General features: G+C 70.7%; 15 protein-coding genes. 5 read left to right on the top strand and 10 right to left on the bottom strand.

Annotated features, from left to right (window positions below):
* Positions 1–133 precede the first annotated feature (133 nt).
* Genes MZC64_RS42715 through MZC64_RS42690 form a run of 6 tightly spaced genes read right to left on the bottom strand, consistent with a single transcriptional unit; the run spans position 134 to position 10,914 of the window.
* Positions 134–772: a hypothetical protein gene (locus tag MZC64_RS42715; RefSeq protein ID WP_247765201.1), complete on the bottom strand. Its 639-nt coding sequence runs from the start codon at positions 770–772 to the stop codon at positions 134–136.
* Positions 753–1,265 carry a thioesterase family protein gene (locus MZC64_RS42710; protein WP_247765240.1) on the bottom strand — a complete coding sequence of 171 codons (513 nt, stop codon included), beginning with the start codon at positions 1,263–1,265 and terminating at the stop codon, positions 753–755. The genes MZC64_RS42715 and MZC64_RS42710 overlap by 20 nt, the downstream gene beginning before the upstream one ends.
* Positions 1,265–6,970: an SDR family NAD(P)-dependent oxidoreductase gene (locus MZC64_RS42705; protein ID WP_247765200.1), complete on the bottom strand. Its 5,706-nt coding sequence runs from the start codon at positions 6,968–6,970 to the stop codon at positions 1,265–1,267. The genes MZC64_RS42710 and MZC64_RS42705 overlap by 1 nt, the downstream gene beginning before the upstream one ends.
* Positions 6,963–7,991: an enediyne biosynthesis protein gene (locus MZC64_RS42700; protein WP_247765199.1), complete on the bottom strand. Its 1,029-nt coding sequence runs from the start codon at positions 7,989–7,991 to the stop codon at positions 6,963–6,965. The genes MZC64_RS42705 and MZC64_RS42700 overlap by 8 nt, the downstream gene beginning before the upstream one ends.
* Positions 7,988–9,919, bottom strand: coding sequence for a CRTAC1 family protein (locus MZC64_RS42695; RefSeq protein ID WP_247765198.1), 1,932 nt, complete (start codon positions 9,917–9,919; stop codon positions 7,988–7,990). Before MZC64_RS42695 ends, MZC64_RS42700 begins: the two co-directional genes overlap by 4 nt.
* Positions 9,916–10,914 carry a DUF1702 family protein gene (locus MZC64_RS42690; RefSeq protein WP_247765197.1) on the bottom strand — a complete coding sequence of 333 codons (999 nt, stop codon included), beginning with the start codon at positions 10,912–10,914 and terminating at the stop codon, positions 9,916–9,918. Before MZC64_RS42690 ends, MZC64_RS42695 begins: the two co-directional genes overlap by 4 nt.
* A gap of 354 nt (positions 10,915–11,268) precedes the next feature.
* On the opposite strand from MZC64_RS42690, the gene MZC64_RS42685 reads away from it, so the two are divergent.
* Genes MZC64_RS42685 through MZC64_RS42675 form a run of 3 tightly spaced genes read left to right on the top strand, consistent with a single transcriptional unit; the run spans position 11,269 to position 14,717 of the window.
* Positions 11,269–12,450 carry a glycosyltransferase gene (locus MZC64_RS42685; protein WP_247765196.1) on the top strand — a complete coding sequence of 394 codons (1,182 nt, stop codon included), beginning with the start codon at positions 11,269–11,271 and terminating at the stop codon, positions 12,448–12,450.
* Between the two features lie 10 nt (positions 12,451–12,460).
* A complete protein-coding gene (locus MZC64_RS42680; protein ID WP_247765195.1) occupies positions 12,461–13,825 on the top strand; it encodes an NDP-hexose 2,3-dehydratase family protein in 1,365 nt (454 codons plus the stop codon).
* A 43-nt stretch (positions 13,826–13,868) separates the two neighbouring features.
* Positions 13,869–14,717 carry an ABC transporter permease gene (locus MZC64_RS42675; RefSeq protein WP_247765194.1) on the top strand — a complete coding sequence of 283 codons (849 nt, stop codon included), beginning with the start codon at positions 13,869–13,871 and terminating at the stop codon, positions 14,715–14,717.
* Positions 14,718–14,796: 79 nt separating this feature from the next.
* On the opposite strand, the gene MZC64_RS42670 is transcribed toward MZC64_RS42675, so the two are convergent.
* The 3 genes from MZC64_RS42670 to MZC64_RS42660 all read right to left on the bottom strand — a co-directional run bounded on the left by MZC64_RS42670 (position 14,797) and on the right by MZC64_RS42660 (position 18,232).
* Positions 14,797–15,771, bottom strand: a complete 975-nt coding sequence (locus MZC64_RS42670; protein ID WP_247765193.1) for an ATP-binding cassette domain-containing protein — start codon at positions 15,769–15,771, stop codon at positions 14,797–14,799.
* Between the two features lie 98 nt (positions 15,772–15,869).
* Complete coding sequence (locus MZC64_RS42665) at positions 15,870–16,991, bottom strand: DegT/DnrJ/EryC1/StrS aminotransferase family protein (RefSeq protein WP_247765192.1); 1,122 nt, start codon at positions 16,989–16,991, stop codon at positions 15,870–15,872.
* A 281-nt stretch (positions 16,992–17,272) separates the two neighbouring features.
* The gene (locus MZC64_RS42660) at positions 17,273–18,232 is read right to left on the bottom strand and encodes a helix-turn-helix domain-containing protein (protein ID WP_247765191.1); all 960 of its coding nucleotides are present in this window, start codon (positions 18,230–18,232) and stop codon (positions 17,273–17,275) included.
* 71 nt (positions 18,233–18,303) lie between these two features.
* Here MZC64_RS42660 and MZC64_RS42655 point away from each other — a divergent pair, with 71 nt between their 5' ends.
* Positions 18,304–19,317 carry a saccharopine dehydrogenase NADP-binding domain-containing protein gene (locus tag MZC64_RS42655; RefSeq protein ID WP_247765190.1) on the top strand — a complete coding sequence of 338 codons (1,014 nt, stop codon included), beginning with the start codon at positions 18,304–18,306 and terminating at the stop codon, positions 19,315–19,317.
* A 101-nt stretch (positions 19,318–19,418) separates the two neighbouring features.
* Positions 19,419–20,552 carry a serine hydrolase gene (locus MZC64_RS42650; protein WP_247765189.1) on the top strand — a complete coding sequence of 378 codons (1,134 nt, stop codon included), beginning with the start codon at positions 19,419–19,421 and terminating at the stop codon, positions 20,550–20,552.
* A gap of 59 nt (positions 20,553–20,611) precedes the next feature.
* Here the strand turns inward: MZC64_RS42650 and MZC64_RS42645 are convergent, their stop codons facing one another.
* The gene (locus tag MZC64_RS42645; protein ID WP_247765188.1) at positions 20,612–21,973 is read right to left on the bottom strand and encodes an NAD-dependent succinate-semialdehyde dehydrogenase; all 1,362 of its coding nucleotides are present in this window, start codon (positions 21,971–21,973) and stop codon (positions 20,612–20,614) included.
* Positions 21,974–22,049: the final 76 nt, after the last annotated feature.

The raw sequence follows: 22,049 nt of genomic DNA, 5'->3' as shown, positions 1-22,049 counted from the left end.
CGGCGCGGGGCAGGCTGGCACGCGCGAACCCGCCCTCCCGATCGATCGCGCGTCAGACCGGTCAGCTCGTCAGCTGCTCAGCCCGGCCGCCCCGCGATCTTCGGGCCGGCGGTGGCCCGACCTCGGTCACCGGTCAGGACGAGATGATCCCGGTGAGCGTGCTCGCGGTCGCCTCCTTCGTAGCGATCTCGTCGCCTTCCTCGCTGTAGAGCGTGACCACGCCCTGCTGGATGAACGCCTCGCCGATCGGCGGCACCGAGGTCACCATGGCCCGCATGATCGCCGGACCGCGGTTGTGCAGGCGCCCGAACGGCGTCTCCACGACCAGGTTGACCTCGGAGACGCACGGCACCGGCACCGAGCCGAAGGTGATGTCGGCCGGGACCAGGCAGTGACCCAGCGTGGGCCGGATCATCGGGTCGACGCCGCGGCCCATCAGGATCCGGATCGGGGTGTCCGTGCCGAAGAGCACGGTGCTGACCCCGGTGGTGATGAAACGGTAGGTCTCCCAGTCGAACCGCAGGCTGCCGTCGCTGAGCAGCACGGGGTCCGGGATCGCGATCTCGCTCTCCAGGGAGGTGAGCTTGATCTGCTCGCGCGGGGCGGCGGGGTCGCTGCCGTCGCCGAGCACCACGTCGATGGTGGTCTCCACCGTGGTCCGGTAGCCGAGCTGGCCGTTGCCCAGCAGCACCCGCGGCTGCATGTGGGTCAGGGCTGCGGCGATCCGCTCGTCCACGCTCGTCGTGGTCCGCTCACGTAATCGTGTGACCATCGTTGTCCTCCATTGTCGGGTTGTGCGCACCTCCGCCGGACGGCGAAGTTTCGGGCGGGATTCCGTTGCGCTGGTAGGCGGCCACCGCCGCGGCCACGGCGGTGATCAGCGCGGCGGGCACCGGCCGGGGCCGGGGCCGGTCGCCGTCCCGGGTGAACCAGGCCAGGCCCTGCCTGCCGCGGGCGACCGGCTGGCCGTCGCGCAGGTAGTCGAAGAGCAGGGTGAGCCGGTGCTGCGTCACCTCGCCGACGCGCATCCGGATCAGCACCTCGTCGAAGGCGTGCAGTTCGGCGTAGTAGTCGCAGGAGCAGTGCGTGGTGACCAGCAGGGTGCGCTCGCCGAGTTCGGCCAGCACCTCGGGTGCGCGGGTGCGCAGGAACAGTTCGCGGCATTGTCCTTGCCAGCGCAGGTAATGGGTGAAGTAGACGTTGCCGAGCGCGTTGGTCTCCTCGAAGGTCACCAGGTGCCGGTGCTCGAAGGCGGGGAGGTCCATCACGGCGCCTCCGGTTCGAGTACCGCGCAGATCAGCGGGTGGTCGATTCCGCGTACCCGGAGCAGGGTGGTGGCGCAGCGGTGACCGTCCACAGTGAACAGTGCCCAGTCGTCGATGGTGGACCGCAGGAGGGGAATCCCGGGGGTGCGGCCGATTTTGCGGGTGCATTCGAGCACGCACCAGAGCCGGGTGGCGGCGGTGTCGAGGTCTTCGGCGAGTTGTTCGGCCACCCGCAGCCGGTCCGGGCCGAGCAGGTCGGTCCAGGCTTCCCGGGTACGCGGGCGGACGGCTTCCAGGTCGCAGCCGAGTGGGTTGTCCGCGACCACCGCGAGGGTCAGATCGCCTTGGTGGGCAAGGGAGATCTCGGTGCCGGGGGCGAGGGGTTTGCCGTCGGCGCGGTGGCGGAGGTCGAGGTCCCGGCCGGCGGCGCGGGCGGCGGCGGCCAGGCCGGAGGGTGCGCGGTCGCCGGTGGCCACGCCGAGGCCGATCCGGCCCAGGCCGAGCAGGTCGTCCAGCCTGCGTTCCAGGTAGGGGCCGAGCAGGGCGGCCGGCCAGGGGGACTGGGTGTCGAGGGGGCCGATGGCGCGCAGGGACAGGCCGGTCCAGGTTTCGCAGATCGCGCCGGAGCGTTCGCGTACGACCAGGTCAACGGTGATGGTGTCCGCGTCCCGGCCGGTTTCCACCGCGTCCACGATGAGGCGGCCGGCCAGTGGGCGGTGGCGGGTGATCCGGTCGATCCGTTCGGGCAGGCAGCGCCGGTGTGGCACACAGGCTTGCAGGGCATGGATGAAGGCGTCCCTGGCGCCCGGATCGCCGAGCAGCAGGTGCTGGGGCTGGAACTCGCCGAACCAGGTGTCGCCGGGGCGGGCGTCGATCTCCACCACACACCGCCGGGCGCGCAGTTCCCGGTAGGCCCGGACCCGGCGCAGGTTGTCGTGGTGGAACAGCAGCCGGTCGTAGACATCGCGGCCGAGGTCGAGTTCGACCGGTGGCCCGGCGGTCGGCGCTGGCTCGAAACCTTGGTGTGGCTGGAGTTCCGGGGCCACGGTGAGCAGCGCGCGGAAGTGGTCGACGGCGTAGGCGGTGTCGTCGGCGCGCACCACGACCTCGATCCGGCCGTCCGGCTGGTCCAGGGCTGCCACCCGCAGCACCCGGCCGCCGTCGCTGGGCACGGTGACCGGCCGGGTCAGCTCGACCCCGGTGAACCCGGTGACCTCGCCGCCACGCAGTCCGGTGGCCGCCTGAGCCATCGCCTCCAGGCCGAGAACGCCTGGCAGCAAACAGGTTCCAGCCAGCGCGTGATCGGCCAGGTACGGGTCGCTGGGCACGGTGAGGTCGCTGTCGCAGACCAGTTCCACCGCCGGGTAGTGCACTCGCGGCCGTTCCAGGAACCGGGTCAGCGGTAACTCGCGTGCGCCGGTGCTGGCTGTCGGCGGGAATCCGAACCGGCCGGTGACCACCACGCTGGTGGCTTCTCCTGGTGTGGCAAGGAGTTCGCGCAGCACGCGGGTGGCGGTCTGCGGTGGCATCGCGTCCACTCCGGCCGTGGCGAGCGCGGTCACGCTGCCCAGCCGCGCGCCCATGCCGATCTCGGACCAGACCGACCATTCGATGTTCAGGAACCGGCAGCCGGGCAACCGTTCCGCGGCGGCGGCGATCTCCAGGCCGAGCCAGTCGTTGGCCAGCGCGTAGTCGGCCTGGCCGGCCATGCCGATCCGGCCGATGATCGAACCGTAGCCGATGACCAGGCGCAGACAGCCGGGTTCGACCGCGTCCAGGATGTTGCGCAGGCCGTCCACCTTGGGCGCCAGGGTGGCGCTGACCGCGGGGGCGTCCAATGTGGACAGTCCGCAGGGCCGGTTGGCGCCTGCGGCGTGCAGCACGGCGGTGACCGGGCCCAGGTCGGTGCCGATCTCGTCGATGGCGTGTTTGACCGCGTCCGCGTCGGTGACGTCGGCGCGCAGGTAGCGGACCCGCCGCCCGCCGGCGCGCAGCCGGTCCAGGGTGAGCGCGACCTCGGGGTGCTCGGCGGGGTCGGCGCGGCCGAGCACGGCGACCGCGGCGTCGTTGTCCGCGACCAGGGCGAGGGCGCTTTCCGCGCCGATGCCGCGCCCGCCGCCGGGGACCAGCAGCACGTCGTTGCCGGTCAGCGGCGGGGCCTTGGGCACGCGGCCGGCCGGGTGCGGGCGGAGCACGGGTTCGGTGAGGTGGCCTGCCTGGTCGATCCGGCGTTCGGCGAAACCGTGGCCCTGGGCGGCTTCGGCCTGGGCCAGGGCCAGTACCTGGGCGCTGGGCGCGGCCGGGATCTCGATTAGGCGGACCGGGCGGCCGGGCTGTTCCAGGGCCAGGGAGCGGCCGAGGCCACCGGCCTCGCCGTGGTGCAGGATGGCGATCCGGGCCGGGGTCTGGATGGCCTGCTGCACAGCGTCTACCAGCCAGTGCGCGGCTTCGTGGGTGCGGGCGCCCCTGGTGTGGATGAGGAAACCCGGGGTCCCGGCGGTGTTCGGGAAGGCGGCGGCGAGGGCAGGGGCGAGCAGGTCGCCGTCCTCGGCCAGCACGGTCCAGGTGATCTCCGGTACCCGGGTGGCCGCCGCAATGGATTGCCAGCGCACGCCGAAGGTGCGGACCCAGGGGGCGACACCCGGCGGCGGGGTGTCCAGTTCGGCGTCGGCGGGTGGCTGCTGCGCGAGCACCTCGGCGAACTCGGCCAGGGAGGCGTCGGCCAGGTCGGTGGGCACCGCGGGCGGGGCCACGCCGAGGGCCCGCGCGGCGAGTCCGGCGAGTTCGGCCACGGTGATCGAGTTGAGCCGCAGGTCGGCGAGCATCCGGTGGGTGGGTTCCAGGGAGTCCACCGGCAGTTCGACGTGTTTGGCGACCAGCGCGCGCACCACGGTGAACGGATCGCCCGCAGTGTCCACAGTGGACTCTTCGGGTGCGGACCGAGGTGTCGGCAGCAGGATCGGGGCGGACTCGCCAGGCAGGTCCGCGGGGACCAGTTCGCACGGGTTGGCCAGGAAACCGGGGCGGCGCAATGGATCGGCGGTCCGTTGCACCCGGCCCGCGGCGAGTCCGGCCAGGGCCACCTCGGCGCCGTGCACGTGCGCGGCGGCGACCGCGGTGAGGAAGCCGCGGATGTCCTCGCCACCGCAGTCAGTGGCCACCACCGGCAGATCGACCTGCGCGGTGGCCAGTCCGGTGAGCAGTGCGCCGGGACCTACCTCCAGGAGCAGGTCGCAGCGGTCGGCGAGCTGGTGCAGGGCGGCGCTGAACCGCACCGGTGAGGTGATCTGCCCGGCCAGATAGGCGGCGAGGTTGATGTTCGGGGGCAGTTCGCCGCCGAGCACGGTGGAGATCATGCCGGGCCGCACCGGAGCGAAGGCGACACCCGCGAGGTCGGTGGCGAACTGCCGGGCCACCTCGGCGACCAGCGGGGAGTGGAAGGCGTGCCTGACCGGCAGCCGGGTGGCGCGGAATCCCCTGGCCCGGGCCCGGATGCAGGCGGCCTCGATCGCCGGGGCCGCGCCCGCGAGCACGATCCGGTCCGGCGCGTTGAGTGCCGCGATGGTCACTGGCAGGTCGTCCACCAGCCGGGCCACCACGTCCTCGTCGGCGGCCAGTTCGGCCATCGCACCGCCCTTGGCGGAGTGCTCGGCGGTGGCGCGGCCACGTACGGCGGCCAGGTCCACCGCGCTGTGCGGGGCGGTGGCGCCCGCCCAGCACAGCGCGGCCAGCTCGCCAATGCTGTGCCCGAGCACCGCGTCCGCGTGGATGCCCAGTTCCGTCAGGGCAGCGGCCCCGGCCAGCGCGGCGCGCACGATCGAGGGCTGCGCGAGCGCGGTGTCCGTGCGGTCGCCCACGGCGGATCCCGGTGCGTCCGGGTACAGCTCGGCGAGTTGCTCGAAGCGGCGGCGCAGCACTCCGCCGCCGAGGTAGACCGGCGCTGCCTGGCCGGGGAAGAGGAAGCCGATGCGCGGGATCCGTTGGGGTTGCCCGAAAAACACCCCGGCGGCGGCGTCGATCCGGGTGTGACCCGCGTTGAGCCAGGACCGCAGCCGATCCAGTTGATCGTCCAAACGGAACGGTGTGTCGGCCACGATCGCCGCGCGCACCGGCTGTCCGGCCCTGGTGGTGGAGCAGCGCAGGATGGCCAGGTCCCGCAACGAGCCGAAGCTGAGGTGCTCGGTCTGCGCGCGCAGCCGGTCGATGTCCTCGGCCAGCACACGGAGATCGGGGGCGGCGAACGGGATGATCTCGGCGCTCTGCGGGGTGCGGGCGAGCACCCGCTGCCGGGCCATTGGCACGCTGCGCCGTGGCGTGGGCGTGCCTTCCAGGGTCAGGTGGGTGTTCACCCCGCCGAACCCCATCGCGCTGATTCCCGCGCGGGGCAACAACTCCGGCGCCCACGCCTCGGGTTCGCGGAGCACCCGGAGTTGGGGATCGGTGCCGGTGAGCAGCTCGTGCGGGGTGTCGCAGCCGGTGACCGGCGGCAGGGTGCGCTCGTGCACGGCCATGATCGCCTTGAGTAGTCCGGCAATCCCGGCGGCGGCCTTGGTGTGCCCGATGTTGGCCTTGATCGAGCCGATCACCGCCGGGGACGCGGCCGGATCGGCGCTGCGGCGGGCCTCGGTGAGGGTGGCCAACTCGATCGCGTCACCGACCGCGGTGCCGGTGCCGTGGCCCTCGAACAGGCCCACGGTGTCGCTGCCGTACCCGGCCCTGGCATAGGCGCGGCGCACTGCCAGGGCCTGGCCGCGTTGTTCGGGGCGGGTGATGCTGCCGCGTCCGTCCGAGGACACGCCCCAGCCGCGCAGCACCGCGTACACCCTGGCACCCCACCGGCGGGCGTCTTCTTCCCTTGCCAGCACAGCGAATCCGCAGCCTTCGCCGGGCCAGAAGCCCTCGGAATCCTGGTCATAGACCCGCATCAGCCGCGGGGCCAGTGCACCGACCTTGGCGAAACCCACCAGCTCGAACGGATCCAGGCTCAGGTCGACGCCACCGGCGAGCATGACGTCCACATCGCCACGGGTCAGTGTCTCGGCGGCGTTGATCACCGCGAGCAGTGAGGAGGCGCAGGCCGCGTCCACCGTCCAGGCGCCGCCGTGCAGGTCGAAGGTGTTGCAGACCCGGCCGGCGATGGTGTTGGACAGCCCACCGGCCAGGGATTCCTCGCCGATCGGCTCGAACGGCGCCTTGTACTCGATTTCCAGCTCGCTCAGCAGTTCCGCCCGGGTGTCGGGCGCCCAGCCGCCGCGGCGCAGTACCGCGTCCACCCGCCCGCGCACGTACGGCCAGCGCAGCCGCAGGGCCGCGGTGCGGGAGAACTCGCCGGTGAGCGTGTTGCCCACGACCACGCCCACCCGGTCCGGATCCACTGCCAGCGCAGCGAATCCCGCGTCGGCGAGCGCGCGTTCGGCCACGTCCACCGCGAGCCAGTGCGTGGTGTCCACCGCGCGGAAGGTCGCGCCGCTGACCCGGTGCCGCAGCCGGTCGAAGGCGTAGTCGGCCAGCACCGCGGCGTACGGGCTGTAGAACTTGTCCGGCGCGGTCGGATCGGTGTGGTGATAGTCGGCCAGCGGCAACCGTTCCGGTGGTATGCGCCGGAAGGAACGGTGCTGGGCAAGGACATTCTCCCACAGCTCCCGCGGACTGTCCGCGTCCGGATAGCGGCAGCCCAGCCCGATGACCGCGATGGACTCAGGCATCGGTCTTCTCCAGCACACCCGCGCGGCCGTTGCGGCTGGGCGCCTGCACCACCTTCAGCGGTTCGCTTGCCTTGGCCTTCGATCGCGCGGACAGGTCCAGACTCCAGTGGTAGGCGCCGCGGATCGCGCACACGATCGCGATGCAGTAGAACAGCCCGAACACCACGCCGGAGCTGACCAGCACGCCGTAGACCGCGGCCGAGCCGAGCCCGAAGGCCACCTGCTGCCACTTCCCGGTCGGCGAGGTGCCGGGGTCGGTGATCATGTAGTTGGTGAACAACAGGAACGCGGTGCCGGTCATCAGTCCGAGCCCGGACAGGATCGAGTTCTCCTCGGGGAACAGCAGTCCGCGCAGCACCGCCTGGGCGGCCATGCCGAGTAGCCAGGCCGCGATCAGCGGGCCCTTGCGGGTGAGCTTGACGTTGAGCAGGGTGCCGAAGGCGACCAGGATCAGCGGGATGATCCAGTCCAGCGCGCCGGAGACGTGCGCGGTGAAGTGGTACATCGGCGCCGGGCCGATCACCGTGGGGAACACGGTCAGCGCTACCGCGATGGCCAGGTTGGACGGGTTGAGGAAGTGCCGTAGCTTCCCGTTGATCCGCACCCGCAGGATGTACTTGGACCCGATGGCCAGTGCCGCGGCGAAGGCGTAGGGCCACAGCAGGTTGCCCGTGTAGATCAGCAGGCCGAGGGAGAGCGCGGTGATGTGTGTGGGCAGCATGAAGTTGACGAACCCGAGCACTCCGCCGCCGAGGAAACGCGGCCGGAACCCGTTGGCCCACGCCTCCAGCGATTCCAGGCCGAGTTCGAGGGCGTAGGCGGTGCCGAGTAACACGGCGATCTGTGCGGCGGATGCCTCGAAGCCGAGCCAGAGGTAGCCGAGGATGGTGAAGATGGTGATCGAGGTGGCGAACCGGCGCAGCGCCGAGATCCGCTTGTCCGGCGGGGGAATGATGGAGGCGATGGTCAGCAGGTGTCGGCGTAACGGCGGGATGGAGTCCCGGTCCCTCGGTGTGCTCACGACGCCCCCAGTACGACGGTGTGGCGGCCGGGGCGCACCGTGACGGTGGCGCGCTGGACCGTTCCGGTGCGGTCCCGCCAGGCCAGTTCGACCGGCAGGTCCGTGTTGTCTGGTATGCCGCCGAGGCCGAAGTGCAGCACCGGACTGCTCACGCTGGCGTGCCCGTTGCCGCCGTCCACCTCCTGCCGCAGCACCCGGCCGTCCGGCAGCCGCAGGCTCGCCGTGGCGCCGGCGGCGGGGGAGCCCAGCTGGCCCGGTCCGGTGGGCAGGACCTTGGTCGAACCCGAGGAAGCGTTGGGCGGCAACAGCAATTGCAAGGAGAGCATCCGGCCGCAGTTGGTGCACTTGTTGGTGTGCAGGTAACTTTCCGCGTACTGGTTGGCCACCGCGAAGTCCAGCCGTCCGTCGCCGTCCACGTCGCCGGTGGCGATACCGCGACTCGCGCCGGGTTCGTCGATGCCGAGCCGGGCGGACTCGTTGGTCCACTCGGTGCCGGGGCCGCGGACGAAGAAGGCGTTGTGCTCCCTGCCGGAAACATCAGCGCCCGCGGGTAGATTCGGCCACAGCCCGACATGCCGCTGGATGAGGTCGTTGCCCATGGCCAGTTCCTGCACCTGCGGCCACAGGTTGGTCTCGCCGGTGACGAACCCGGTGGCCTGCACCAGTTCCCGGGTGCCGTCGCCGTCGAAATCGCCGAACTTGGCGTCCCAGGACCAGCCGCTACGGGAGACCCGCAGTTGGTCGGCCCGGTCCTCGAACGGCGCGATTCCCCTTGGCGCGTCCTGTGACCAGCGGCCGGTGTTGATCCAGGCGAAGTGGGTTTCCAGCAGGCCGAACGGCGCGGTGAGGTTGCTGACGAAGATGTCGGTGTGCCCGTCGCCGTTCATGTCGTCGAAGGCCACACCCATGCCCTTGAACGAGTCGTTGCCGATCACCTTGGACTTGGGCGTGCCGAAGCCCTGTTCGCCGCGCAGCACGGTGAAGGCGACCTGTCCCGGCCGGGAATCGTTGCGCAGCAGGTAATCCGGGCCGAAATCGTTGGCGAAGTACAGCTCCGGCCGCTGATCGCGATCGAAGTCGTGCGCGCCGATCGCCAGGGTCCACGAGGTGGCCTGCGGCAGCGTGGCCGAGTCGTCGGCGAACCGGACCGTCGGCGCGTCCCCGCCGCTGGCCCCGGCCCAGCGCAGCAGCCGGTTGCGACCGCCGTTGGCCGCGGCCGACATCGAGGAGTGCATCTCCATCTTCTCGTCGTGTGCCACCGTGGGGTCGAGCAGCCGGTTGCCGTCCGGCATGTAGTTGCCCACCACCAGGTCCAGGTGCCCGTCCGCGTCCACATCGGTGGCCACCACGGAACTGCTCGCCCAGCGTTCGGTTGAGCCGGGCAGCAGCTCGACCGCGGCGAAGGCGGCCGGGCTCAGCCCGGTCTGGGATTCCTTGCGCAGGTGGGCGATGGGCGTGCGGCCCCAGTAGTAGGTCAGCAGGTCCAGCCGGCCGTCCTCGTTGAGATCCACCGGCAGGCAACCCATCGGCGCGATCGTGCGGTCCCGGACCGGCCCGGCCTCCAGGGTGAACGGCTGGAACCTCGGTGGCGTGCCAGGGGCGGGGGAGAGGGTGACGGTGTTGGTGCGGGGGTCGGTCAGGCAGACATCGCGTGCGGTGCCCGCGCCGTCCAGGTCGGTGAGCGCGACCGCCGAGCCGGTGGCCGAAACCCACGCCTCGATCCGTTTGTAGTCCGGCTGCAGCTCGCGCACGAACCGGACGCCGTCCACCGCCTGAGAAGTGAGCGGCTGCCGCTGGAAGTCGAACCGGCCGCGCAGTCCGGGATCATCGCCCGGCCCGCCGGCCAGCGCCGCGGTCTGCACCGCCAGCGCCGCGACCACCACGGCCGCGACCAGTCCGGGAACCTGCCGTCGGTTGGGGAAAGTCATCGTTTGGCCCGCGCTTCTCGAACGGGCGCACCGCGGAACACGTCCTGCACGCTGGCGCGCCATTGCTGATAGGACGGGGTCTCGCCGTGCCCGGACAGGGCGGCGAGTCGTTCGTGCAGCAGCTCGTGCGCCTGGGTGGCACTGCGTTCGGCCAGCACGGCGCAGGCGCGTTCGGCGCCCTCGGGGATCAGGCCCGCGGTGACCCGCGCGGTCGCCGCCGCACAGCAACCCTGCGCCAGTTCGGGGCGATACGGACCGGCCAGCTCGACCAGCTGCCGGTACTCCTCCTCGCTCACGCCGCCCGCGTAGGTGGCGGCGAGTCCGGCGCCCGCCCACAGATCGGCGTGCCTGCTCCCGGCGAAGGCGCCGATCCGGCCGGCCACCCGGCGCACGTCCGCGCCCTCGACAAACCACAACGCCCGGCCCACGCCCTGGTCGAACACCCGGCGCTGCTGCTCCCGCCAGCGCGGGCTCGGCCGGAGTTCGTGCACCTTGTGCGGGGCGGCGAAATACGCCTGGTGGAAGCCGAAACCGTCGAACATCAGCCAGGCCAGCAGGGTGTCGTCGGTGCGGTCCAGCCGGGGGTGCAGCCGCAGCCGGGCGAAGGCCCAGCCCGCACCGCAGTGCACCAGGTAGCGGTGCGGCCGCCCGGGTCCGGCCAGCAGCGCGGCCAGCCGGTCACCGCCGGGCGGCAGGGTGTCCAGGAGGGTGTAGGACATGGCCGCGCCCTCGAAGGCGAAGCCCTGGTACGCGGCGGGCACGGCCGCGGTGATCAGCTCGGCCAGCCGGTGCGGATCGGGTTCGTCCACCCCGGCGTTGTAGCCGTGCACGAAGGACCGGCCGACGGTGTCCAGCAGCTCGCGCTTGGCCTGCGTGGTCACCGCGAAGCCACGGTAATCCAGGGTGGCCTCGCGTGGATCGAGGAGCAGCGCCCGCCGGCGCAGCCGCTTTCCCAGCCGAACCAGTGGCGATATTAATGTGCGCTCGGCATGCAACTGGACACCCCCAGGGCATAACACGCGCTGGCGACATGCTTCCGGACAGATCGAGATAACCAATATCTCGACGCACAATCAGCCGCATATAGGCGACGGGTCGCAATCTCCGGCGAGCGTACCGGTCAAATCGGACGAGCGTCAATAGCCGGTCTCATTGCGTCCGCGTTACCGGTATGCGGATCATAGACAATTGTCCTTGATCACCTTGGTGTAGCTTAATTGGTGGTTGATTGCCCGAGCAAGCATGTCTTGCGTCGTCTCGTCGCTGGTTGTAGCTTCGGGGCAGCCGAGGTCTGGGGGCAAAGACCGTTCGGCAATTAATTTACACCCGCGTCGAGGGGACCCCCTGACATGCGTATTCTGTGCACTGCCCCACCGGCCTACGACCACATTCTGAGCCTCGCGCCGATTGCCGCCGCTGCTGCCCGGCGCGGGCACCAGGTCGCCCTCTGCGCACCGGAACGCTTCAGCAATCCGGTCACCTCCGAGCTGGGTTTGGAGTTCATCCCGGCTGGGCAGGACTGGGTCCGCGAGTTCATCGATTCCGCCGAAGAGACGGTGCTCCCTGACCAAATGGCGGATTTCACCACCCGCTTTATGGTGGAGATGTTCTGCGGCGAAGGCGCGGCGATCATGGCCCGCGAGGTGGCCGAGGTGATCCAGAAGTGGGAGGCGGACCTGGTGATCAGGGATGCCTGCGAGTTCGGCGGCTACCTGGCCGCGGAGCAGCTCGGCCTGCCGCACGTCTCGGTCGCCGTGCTGGACTACAACTACAAGTTCCTGGTCCCCGGGGTCACCGCCGCGCTCAACGACCTGCGCGCCCAGCTCGACCTGCCCCCGGACCCCGACGGCAGCCGCGCCTTCGCTCACCTGCACGTGGATCTGGCCCCGGCGGAGTTCCAGCCCGAGGAAAGCGCGATCCCGAACATCCGGCACTACCGGCCCGAGGCGGTCCGCCCCGGCCAGCACCTGCCGGACTGGATCACCGAGCTGGACCCGGACAAACCCTTGGTCTACGCCAGTTTCGGCACCGCGGCCGCCACTCTGCCCGAGTACGCCAAACCGCTGTCCACGGTGATCGCCGGACTCGGTGAGCTGGACTGCACCGCGATCGTGTCCACCGGCAAGGCGGCTGACTGGGAGACCGACGCCCCGGTCGCGCGGGACGCGGTGCCGCCCAACGTGCACCTGGCCGAATGGGTGCCGCAGGCGCTGCTGGTGCGCTGCGCGGACCTGGTGCTGACCCACTCCGGCCCGTCCACGGTGCGGATGGCGCTGGCCAACGGCGTGCCGATGGTGTCGGTGCCCCTGCTGTTCGACGCCTTCGACGTGGCCCAGCGCTGCACCGACCTGGGCATCTCGATCAAGCTCGACTGGACCGCGCTGACCCCCGGTGAGGTCGCCGACGCCTGCCGGCGGGTGCTCGCCGAACCCGGGTTCCGCCGCCGGGCCAAGGCGATCCAGCGCCAGGCACTGGCCCTGCCGCCGGTGGACGACGCACTGATCCGCGACCTGGAAAGCCTGACGGGATAAGGAGATCGCGGTGACCGCGGCCGGTTTGCAGCTGCGCGAGGACGGCAGGCTGGCCGCGCGGCTGGCCCGGTCCGCCGCGGTCATCGGCGCGGGCGCCTGCCTGCGCACCGAGGAGGTCAGCGGCTGGCTGCGGGCCCGGGTGCTGGCCAACCGGTACCGGGTCGGCGAGATCCCGTTCGCCGCCCTGGAGGGCTGGTCCTTCCAACCCGGTTCGGGCGACCTGAGCCACCGCAGCGGCCGGTTCTTCCGGGTCGCCGGACTGCACGTGCGCACCGAGCAGGGGCACTTCCCGGAGTGGCAGCAGCCGATCATCGACCAGCCGGAGATCGGCATCCTCGGCTTCCTGGTCAAGGAGTTCGACGGGGTGCTGCACTTCCTCACCCAGGCCAAGATGGAGCCGGGCAACCCGAACCTGGTGCAGCTGGCGCCGACCGTGCAGGCCACCCGCAGCAACTACACCCGGGTGCACCAGGGCGCGCCGGTGCGGTTCCTGGAGCACTTCCGGCAGCCTCGCGCGGGCACCGTGGTCACCGATGTGCTCCAGTCCGAGCACGGCGCCTGGTTCCTGCGCAAGGCCAACCAGAACGTGATCGTGGAGACCACCGCCGAGGTGCCGCCACACGAGGACTTCCGCTGGCTGACCCTGGGCCAGCTCGGCGAGTTGTTGCGGCGGGACAACGTGGTCAACATGGACGCCCGCACCGTGCTCGGCTGCGCGCCGGTGCACTCCGGCAGTACCGCCCTGCACTCCGACGCCCAGGTGCGTTCCTGGTTCGGCCGCGAGCGATCCCGGCACCAGGTCCGCACTGACCTGATTCCGCTGGCGCGGGTCGCGGGCTGGCGGCGGGACACGCACGCGATCGAGCACGAGCACGGCCGCTACTTCCGGGTGAGGGCCTACGCGGTGGAGGCGAGCAACCGCGAGGTGCCCGCCTGGACCCAGCCCTTGCTGGAGCCGGTCGGGCGGGGCGTGGTCGCCTTCCTCACCCGGCGGCTGAGCGGGGTGCCGCACCTGTTGGCCAGGGCCAGGGTGGAGGGCGGATTCGCCACCACCGTCGAACTCGGCCCCACCGTGCAATGCATCCCGGCGAACTATCGGCACCTACCCCCTGGTGAACGGCCGGCATTTCTCGATATCGTCCAATCGGCGGAGCTGGGACAGGTCCGGTATGCGGCCGTGCACTCCGAGGAAGGTGGCCGGTTCCGCCATGCGGAGAGCAGGTATCTCGTGATCGACGCAGACGTTGACGCGCCACCCGGATTTTTCTGGGTAACTCCGGGGCAGCTCACCGCATTGGCCCAGCACCCGCATTATGTGAACGTCTCGGCGCGCACCCTCCTCGCGGTCGTGAACAGCGCGGGAGTCCAGCTCTGACCAGCGCGTCCGCACGTCAGCACGAAGTCAATCGGGAGGATTGATGACGACCGTCTCACCCACCGCCGACACCCCGCGGCTCGACCCGGCCGCGTTCCGGGTGTCCTATCCGCGGCAGATCGCCATCATGGTCAAACGCAGCGCGACCCACACCCGGCGCATGCCGGAGATGCTGATCGATGTCACCGCCCAGCCGATTGTCTTCGTGCTGTTGTTCGCCTTCGTCTTCGGCGCCTCCATCACGGTGCCCGGCGGATTCGACTACCGCGGCTGGATGCTGCCCGGAATCATTGCGCAGACAATCGCCTTCGCCGCGTTCATTGTCGCCACCGGCATCACCGGGGACATCGAGAAGGGCATCATCGACCGATTCCGCTCCCTGCCGATCGCCCGCTCGGCGGTGCTGGTCGGCCGTTCGGTCACCGGGCTGGCGCACGAGTCGATCGCGGTGGTCATCGTGGCGATCACCGGCCTGATCATCGGCTGGCGGGTCAACACCGATCCGCTCAGCGGGCTGGCCGGTTTCGCGCTGGTGCTGCTGTTCGGCTTCGCGATGGTGTGGGTGGGCATCCTGGTCGGCTCGGTAATGCGGACCGCGGAATCGGTGGAGGGCCTGCTGTTCGCCTCGCTGTTCCCGTTCACCTTCCTGGCCAACTCCTTCGTGCCCACCGAGCCGATGCCATCCTGGATCCGCGCCATCGCCGAGTGGAACCCGGTGTCGTCACTCGTCCAGTCCCTGCGGGAGTTGTGGGGCAATGGCGGGTTGGCACCGGCCGACGCCCAACTCCCGCTGCACTACCCGATCCTGTCCATCCTGCTCTGGTCCGCCCTGATCATCGCGGTGTTCGCGCCGCTGTCGCTGCGCGCCTACTACCGCCGCACCGAGCGCTGACCCGGTCGAGTTGGCCCAACTGGGAGGCCCAGTAGGGCCAACTCGGCGTACGACTTGGGCCAACTCGGCGGCGGGTGGGTCACTGTTCGGCCTGACTGGCCACCGGTTCGGCGCGGTGGCCGGTCAGGCTGAGGAAGACGTCGTCCAGGGTGGGCCGGGCCAGCGCGATGTCGTCCACCGCGATGCCCTGCTCGGCCAGTGCGGTGGCCAGCCGGATGAGGTCGTCGATGCTCTCGGCGGGGGCGGTGAGCCTGCCGGTGCCCTCGTCCCGGAAGACCTCGCCGCGCTGGGTGCGGATCAGTTCCGCCGCCGCGGCCACATCACCTTGATTGGCCACGATCACCTCCAGCGCGGAACTCCCGGCCCGGTCCTTGAGCTGGAGCGGCGTGCCGGTGGCCACGATCCGGCCGTGGTCCATCACCACGATCTCGTCCGCGAGCCGGTCCACCTCCTCCAGGTACTGGGTGGTGAGCAGCAGCGTGGTGCCGCCGCGGACCAGTTCCCGCAACACATCCCAGAGTTCGAGGCGACTGCGCGGGTCCAGTCCGGTGGTCGGCTCGTCCAGGAACAGCACCGGTGGCGAGGCGAGCAGGCCCGCGGCCAGGTCCAGCCGCCGCCGCATCCCGCCGGAGTAGGTCTTGACCGCGCGATCGGCCGCGTCGGTCAACAGGAACTGCGCCAGCAACGCGTCCACCTGGGCCGCCAGCCGTTTGCCGGTGATGCCGTACAGGCTGCCGATCATGCGCAGGTTCTCCCGGCCGGAGAGGATCTCGTCCACCGTGGTGGACTGCGCGATCACGCCCATCCGGCGGCGCACCTCATCCGGCTGGGTCAGCACGTCGTACCCGGCGATCCGCGCGGTGCCCGAAGTGGGCCGCAGCAACGTGGTCATCATCCGCACGGTGGTGGTCTTGCCCGCCCCGTTGGGCCCGAGCAGCCCGAGCACCCGGCCCGGTGGCACCGCGAAGCTCACCCCGTCCACGGCCCGTTTCCCGTCGAATTCCTTGACCAGATCCACTGCCTGGATCGCGGGCTGCTCCGCGGGTGCACGCATGAACCCACGCTAGCCAGACCCGGCAGAGGGATCAATCCCCCAAAACGGACGCCCATGTCCTTGCCGGAAAAACTATCCCGGCTATCGCATTTTTGCGCTCACAGCGAGCCGAGCACCGCCCGCAACGCGCCGATCACCTTGTCCTGCAAGCCGGTGGGCAACGAGGGGTACATCGGCAACGAGAAGATCTCCCCGGCAAGTCGCTCGGTCACCGGCAGGGATCCCTTGGCGTAGCCCAGATGCGCGAACCCGGACATGAGGTGCACCGGCCACCGGTAACTCACGTTGAGCGCGATGTCCTGCTCCCGCAGGCGTTCCAGGATCGTTTCGCGCTGCGGGTGGCGCACGACGTAGAGGTAGTGCACGTGCTCGTTGCCCGGGGTGACGGCGGGCAGTTCCAGTCCACCCGGTGCGGCGAGGTCGGCGAGCGCTTCCTCGTACCGCCGGGCCACCCGTTGCCGTGCCGCGATGTAGTCGTCCAGGCGGCGTAGTTTGCGGCGCAGGATTTCCGCCTGCACCTCGTCGAGTCGGCTGTTGTGGCCGGGGACCTCGGTCACGTAGTAGCCGTGTTCCATGCCGTAGTACCGCAATCGGCGCAGGTTCCGGTCCGCCGTGGCACTGTTGGTGAGCACCGCGCCGCCGTCACCGTAGGCGCCGAGGACTTTGGTGGGGTAGAAGGAGAACGCGGCCGCGTCGCCGAGTGAGCCCGCGAGTTCGCCGTGGTGGCGGGCGCCGTGGGACTGGGCACAGTCCTCCACGATCAGCAGGCCGTGCTCGGCGGCGAGTGCCCGGAGTGGGGCCAGGTCCACGCATTGGCCGTACAGGTGCACGGGCACGATTGCCTTGGTACGCGGGGTGATCGCCTCGGTTACCTGGGTGGTGTCCATCAGGTAGTCGGCGGGGCGGACGTCCACGAAGACCGGTGTGGCGCCGGTGCCGTCGATGGCGACGACCGTGGGGGCGGCGGTGTTCGCGACGGTGATCACCTCGTCGCCGGGGCCGACGCCGAGGGACTGGAGGGCGAGTGTGACCGCGTTGGTGCCGTTGTCCAGGGCCACGCAGTGTTTTATGCCGTGGTAGGCGGCGAATTCCTGCTCGAAACCGCGCACGCTGGCACCCAGGATCAGCTGGCCGGAGCGGAAGACGGTGTCGACCGCGTCGAGGATGTCGGCCCGTTCGCGCTCGAACTCCGGCAGGTAGTCCCAGACGTGAGTGGTCATGAATCCCAGTGTGGCGCGGCGAATGCCCGCGGTGCACCGCCGACCGGACGGCGCCGAATGTCGTCCGTCCACTGAGGACACCGGCGTGTTGGCCGTTGTCGTACACGGTGTTGGCCGAACTGGTACGCCCACTCGGCCAACACACCGTAGGACGACGCTGCTGGCGAATCGGCGGCGTGATCCACTTGGGCCAACTGGTACGCCCGCTTGGGCAAAACGGGCGTACCAGTTGGCCCAACTCGCCGTCCGGAACGGCCAACTCGGTGGTGGGTGGGGCTTGCCTAGGCCGGATGTGGCGTGCTCTGTCGGCCGCGGAAGGTTCGGCGGTAGGTGTCTGGTGCGACGCCGACCGTCTGGTTGAAGTGTCTGCGCAGGGTTGCCGCTGTCCCCATTCCGGTTCGTTCCGCGATCGCCTCCACGCTCGCGTCCGTCGTCTCCAGCAGCTCCTGTGCCCGGTGCACGCGCTGGTTGTGCAGCCAGCGCAGCGGGGTGCTGCCGGTGGTGGCGATGAAGTGGCGGGCCAGGTTGCGGGTGCTCATGCTGGCGCGGGCGGCCAGGTCCCCGACGGTGAGGGGCTGGTCGAGGTGTTCGGTGGCCCAGCGCATCAGGTCCTGCAGGTGGGTGCCGTCGGGTGGGGCGGGGGCGGTGATGAACTGGGCCTGGCCGCCTGCCCGGTGCGGGGGCACGACCAGGCTGCGGGCCAGCGCGTTGGCGGTGCTCGCGCCGTAGTCGGTGCGGACGATGTGCAGGGACAGGTCCATGCAGGCGGCCTTGCCCGCGGAGGACAGGAACGGGTGGTCGTCGACGTAGAGGACCTCGGCGTCGACGGTGATCTCCGGGTAGCGGCGGGCGAGTTGTTCGGCGTGCGCCCAGTGGGTGGTGACCCGGCGGCCGTCGAGCAGGCCGGCGGCGGCGAGCACGAAGGAGCCGGTGCACAGCGAGACGATGCGGGCGCCGCGGGCGTGCGCGGCGCGCAGGGCGTTGACGATGTCGGCGGGTGGGTCGCGGTCGATGTCGTGGTAGGCCGGGATGATCACCGTGTGCGCGGTGCGGACCGGGGCGAAGCCGGTGCTGCTGGGCACCCGGGCCACCGCGCCGAGCTGACTCGCTTTCGGGCCGCAGACGGTGAAGTCGTACCAGGGACTGGCCAGGGCGCCGTGATCGACGCCGAAGACCTCGATCGCGGTGGCGGCCTCGAACAGCATGGCTCCCTCATAGAGGGCCAGTACGACGGAACGCATGTCCGAAAGTGTACGGATGTTGTCGAATCAGACACTCGTGCGCGAGGCGGCGGACGATCAGGATTGGTCCCGTGAGCATCGACAACAAGCTGATCGCGGTCATGGGGGCCTACGGGCACACCGCGAAATTCGTCCTGACCCAGCTGAGCGAGCTGGGCTTTACCCCGATCCCGGTCGGCCGGGACCGGGAACGATTGCTGGCGCTGGGACTCGCGCAGCCGCCGCTGGTGGCCGACGTCGACGACCCGGACTCGCTGGACCGGGCCTTCGCCGGGGTGGCGGCGGTGGTCAACTGCGCCGGGCCGTTCATCGACACCGCCGTGCCGGTGGTCGAGGCCGCGATCCGGGCCGGCGCGCACTACGTCGACGTCGCCGCCGAGCAGGCGGTGACCCTGGACCTGCTGGCGCGCTTTGACGAACCGGCCCGGCGGGCCGGAGTCGCGGTGGTGCCCGCGATGGCCTTCTACGGCGGGCTCGGCGATCTGCTGGCCACCGCGGCCGCGGCGGACTGGACCGAGGCCGACGACGTGCAGATCGCCATCGCGCTGGACAGCTGGCTGCCCACCGTGGGCAGCCGCCGCACCGGCGCCCGCAACGCGGGCAACCACGTGGTCTACGTCGATGGCCGGTTCGTCCCGCCGCCCAGCATCCGGAGCACGCTGAACTGGACGTTCCCGGACCCGATCGGCGAGCAGCAGCTCACCGAGATGTCCAGCGCCGACCAGGTGACCATCGCGCACCACCTGCGCACGCCGCGGATCACCGTGCACATCAGCACTGGCGCGCTGGCCGACATCAAGGATCCGGCCACGCCGCCGCCGGTCCCGGTCGACGAACTGGGCCGGTCCGCGCAGACCTTCCAGATGGACGTGGTGGTCAGCCGGGACGGCGAGCAGCGGCGGGCGAGCGCGTCCGGGCAGGACATCTACGGGGTCAGCGGACCGCTGGCGGCCGGTGCGGTCGCCCGGCTGCTGAGTGACGCGGTCACGCCGGTCGGCGCGGTCACCGCGGGGGAGTTGTTCGACGCCAGGGAGTTCCTGCGGTCGCTGGAGCCCGTGCACCTGTCCCGACCGATCGGTAGGTAGGGCTGTCCCCACCCCGGAGACGGCAGTCCACCGCAGCGACCGGACGACGCCGGCCGCCTACCGTCGGTGCCGTTGACCGAGGCAGGGGAGTGGAACTGTTCATGCGTGGCAGGACGAAGTGGAGTGCGCTGGCGATCGCGGTGCTGACCGCGGCGCTGGCGGCCGGTCCGGCACAGGCCGCCGGGAACGGGCGGTCGGTGTTGCGGCAGGACCTGGACGCGATCCGGGACGCGGGTGCGGTCGGCGTGCAGGCCAGGGTGGTGTCGCCGACCGGCCGCTTCGCCGGTGCCAGTGGGACCGCGGTGCTGGGACGGCGGGCGCCGGTGCCGGTGGACGGGCACTTCCGGATCGGCAGCAACACCAAGACCTTCGTCGCGGTCGTGCTGCTCCAGCTCGAAGCCGAAGGACGTCTGTCCCTTGTGGACAGTGTGCAGCAGTGGTTGCCCGGCCTGGTGCAGGGCAACGGCAACGACGGGAACAAGATCAGTATCCGGCAGTTGTTGCAGCACAACAGCGGCCTCTACGACTACCCGCACCAGGTGGAAGGGGAACTGACCACCGAGCAGGGGTTCCGCGCGCACCAGTTCCTGCGCCTGCCACCGGAGGAGGTGGTGGCCCGCGGTGTCCGGAACCCGCCGCTCTTCGAGCCCGGCAAGGCATGGGGGTACGCCAACGTGAACTACGTGCTGGCCGGGATGATCGTGCAGCAGGTCACCGGGCAGTCCTGGCGGACCGAGGTGCGGCAGCGGATCATTGAGCCGCTGGGACTGCGGCACACCTCGCTACCGGGGGACTCGCCGCACCTGCCGCGGCCGCACGCGGAGGGCTACACCAAGGACACCGGAACCGGGAACCTGTTCCGCAGCACCGAGATCAGCCTCGGCTGGGTCGGCGCGGCCGCGGAGATCGTCTCCACCACCGCGGACCTCGGCCGGTTCTGGCGGGCGCTGCTGGGTGCGCGACTGCTGCCGCCTGCCCAGCTGGCGAAGATGAAGACCACGGTCCCGGTGGGCAGGCCCGGGTACGAGTTCGGGCTGGGCATGGCGCGGCAGCAACTCGGCTGCGGTACCTGGGTCTGGTCGCACGCCGGGGGCACCTCCGGTTTCCTCACCGGCAACGCGGTCACCGAGGACGGCCGGACCAGCGTGATCGTGTCCCGCTCGCTGGACGGCGGCACCCGGGCCGAGGATGCGGCGGCCGACCGGCTGGTCGATCACGCGATCTGCGGGACATGACTCCGGCTCCGGTCGCCGACGAGACCACGTCGGCGACCGGAGCCGGAGAACCGTTGGCACTACAGCCGGAGCGACTTCTTGTTCATGAACTCCTCGATTCCGGCCGGCCCCAGTTCGCGCCCCATGCCGGAGCGCTTGATGCCGCCGAAGGGCAGGTCCGCCTGCGAGCCGCCCGCGCTGTTCAGGTAGACCATGCCGGCCTCGATCCGCGCCGCGACCCGGCGCAACCGCACCGGGTCGGTGCCCCACACGCTCGCGCCCAGCCCGAACGGCGAGTCGTTGGCGATCGCGATCGCCTCCTCCTCGGTCTCGGCCTTGAACACCAGCACCACCGGCCCGAAGATCTCCTCCCGGTAGGCGTCCATCTCCGGTGTCACATCGGTGAGCACGGTCGCCTCCAGGAAGGCCCCCGGCCCCGGCACCCGGTGTCCACCGGCACGCAGCGTCGCGCCCTGCTGGACCGCCTTCTCGATCTGCCCGGCCACCTCGTCCGCCGCCGCGACCGAGGCCAGCGGTGGCAGTTTGGTCGCCGGGTCGGCCGGGTCGCCGGGGAGGTAGAACTCGGCCACCCGCTTGCTGATCCGGTCCACGAAGTCGTCGTAGAGGTCGGCCAGCACGATCATGCGCTTGGGCGCGTTGCAGGACTGCCCGCAGTTGCGCATCCGGGCGGTCGCGGTGGCCCGCACGGTCTCGTCCAGATCGGCGGTGTCCAGCACGATCAGCGGATCGGCGCCGCCCAGCTCCAGCACCGCCTTCTTCAGGTTGCGCCCGGCCTCCGCGGCCACCGAGATCCCGGCCTGCTCACTGCCGGTCAGCGACACGCCCTGGATCCGCGGATCGGCCAGGATCGCCGGCACCTGCCGACTGGCGGCGAAGGTGTTCACGTAGACATCGTCCGGGACGCCCGCCGCGCGCAGGATCTCCTCGATGGCCACCGCGGACCGCGGGCAGATCGAGGCATGTTTGAGCAGGATCGTGTTGCCCAGCACCAGGTTCGGCGCCACGAACCGCGCCACCTGGTAGCAGGGGAAGTTCCACGGCATCACGCCCAGCAGCGCGCCCAGCGGCTCCTTGGAGATCACCGCCTCGCCACCGCGGATGGCGAGGGGCTCATCCTCGATCAGTTTCGGCCCGTGTTCGCCGTAGTAGGTGAAGATGTCCACGACCACGCCGACCTCGCCGAGGCCCTCGCCGACCCGTTTGCCCATCTCCAGCGTCATGATCGCGGCCAGTTCCTCGGCCCGCTCGGCGAAGAGTTCCGCCGCCCGCAGCACGATGCCGGCCCGTTCCCGCACTGGCCGCCGCCGCCACGCCGCGAAGCCCTGGTGGACTCGCTCGATGGCCGCCAGCACCTCCTCATCGGACGCGTTGGCAATCTGCTCGACCAGTTCACCCGTTGCCGGGTTGGTGACCGTGTACATGTGACGCCAGCCTCCGTTCGCCACGCCGTCGAACTTAAACGTATACCGTATGCAGGCGTCTGTATACCGTGGCGCG

Source organism: Crossiella sp. S99.2, assembly GCF_023094165.1.
Taxonomy (GTDB): Bacteria; Actinomycetota; Actinomycetes; order Mycobacteriales; family Pseudonocardiaceae; genus Crossiella.
This window is presented reverse-complemented; position numbering and strand designations above follow the sequence as displayed.

Coding starts and splice junctions, on each gene's coding strand:
- MZC64_RS42710 (WP_247765240.1), bottom strand. CDS start 1,265: ATGGACCTCCCCGCCTTCGAGCACCGGCACCTGGTGACCTTCGAGGAG.
- MZC64_RS42715 (WP_247765201.1), bottom strand. CDS start 772: ATGGTCACACGATTACGTGAGCGGACCACGACGAGCGTGGACGAGCGG.
- MZC64_RS42670 (WP_247765193.1), bottom strand. CDS start 15,771: ATGCGTGCACCCGCGGAGCAGCCCGCGATCCAGGCAGTGGATCTGGTC.
- MZC64_RS42660 (WP_247765191.1), bottom strand. CDS start 18,232: ATGCGTTCCGTCGTACTGGCCCTCTATGAGGGAGCCATGCTGTTCGAG.
- MZC64_RS42645 (WP_247765188.1), bottom strand. CDS start 21,973: ATGTACACGGTCACCAACCCGGCAACGGGTGAACTGGTCGAGCAGATT.
- MZC64_RS42675 (WP_247765194.1), top strand. CDS start 13,869: ATGACGACCGTCTCACCCACCGCCGACACCCCGCGGCTCGACCCGGCC.
- MZC64_RS42705 (WP_247765200.1), bottom strand. CDS start 6,970: ATGCCTGAGTCCATCGCGGTCATCGGGCTGGGCTGCCGCTATCCGGAC.
- MZC64_RS42685 (WP_247765196.1), top strand. CDS start 11,269: ATGCGTATTCTGTGCACTGCCCCACCGGCCTACGACCACATTCTGAGC.
- MZC64_RS42695 (WP_247765198.1), bottom strand. CDS start 9,919: ATGACTTTCCCCAACCGACGGCAGGTTCCCGGACTGGTCGCGGCCGTG.
- MZC64_RS42650 (WP_247765189.1), top strand. CDS start 19,419: ATGCGTGGCAGGACGAAGTGGAGTGCGCTGGCGATCGCGGTGCTGACC.
- MZC64_RS42665 (WP_247765192.1), bottom strand. CDS start 16,991: ATGACCACTCACGTCTGGGACTACCTGCCGGAGTTCGAGCGCGAACGG.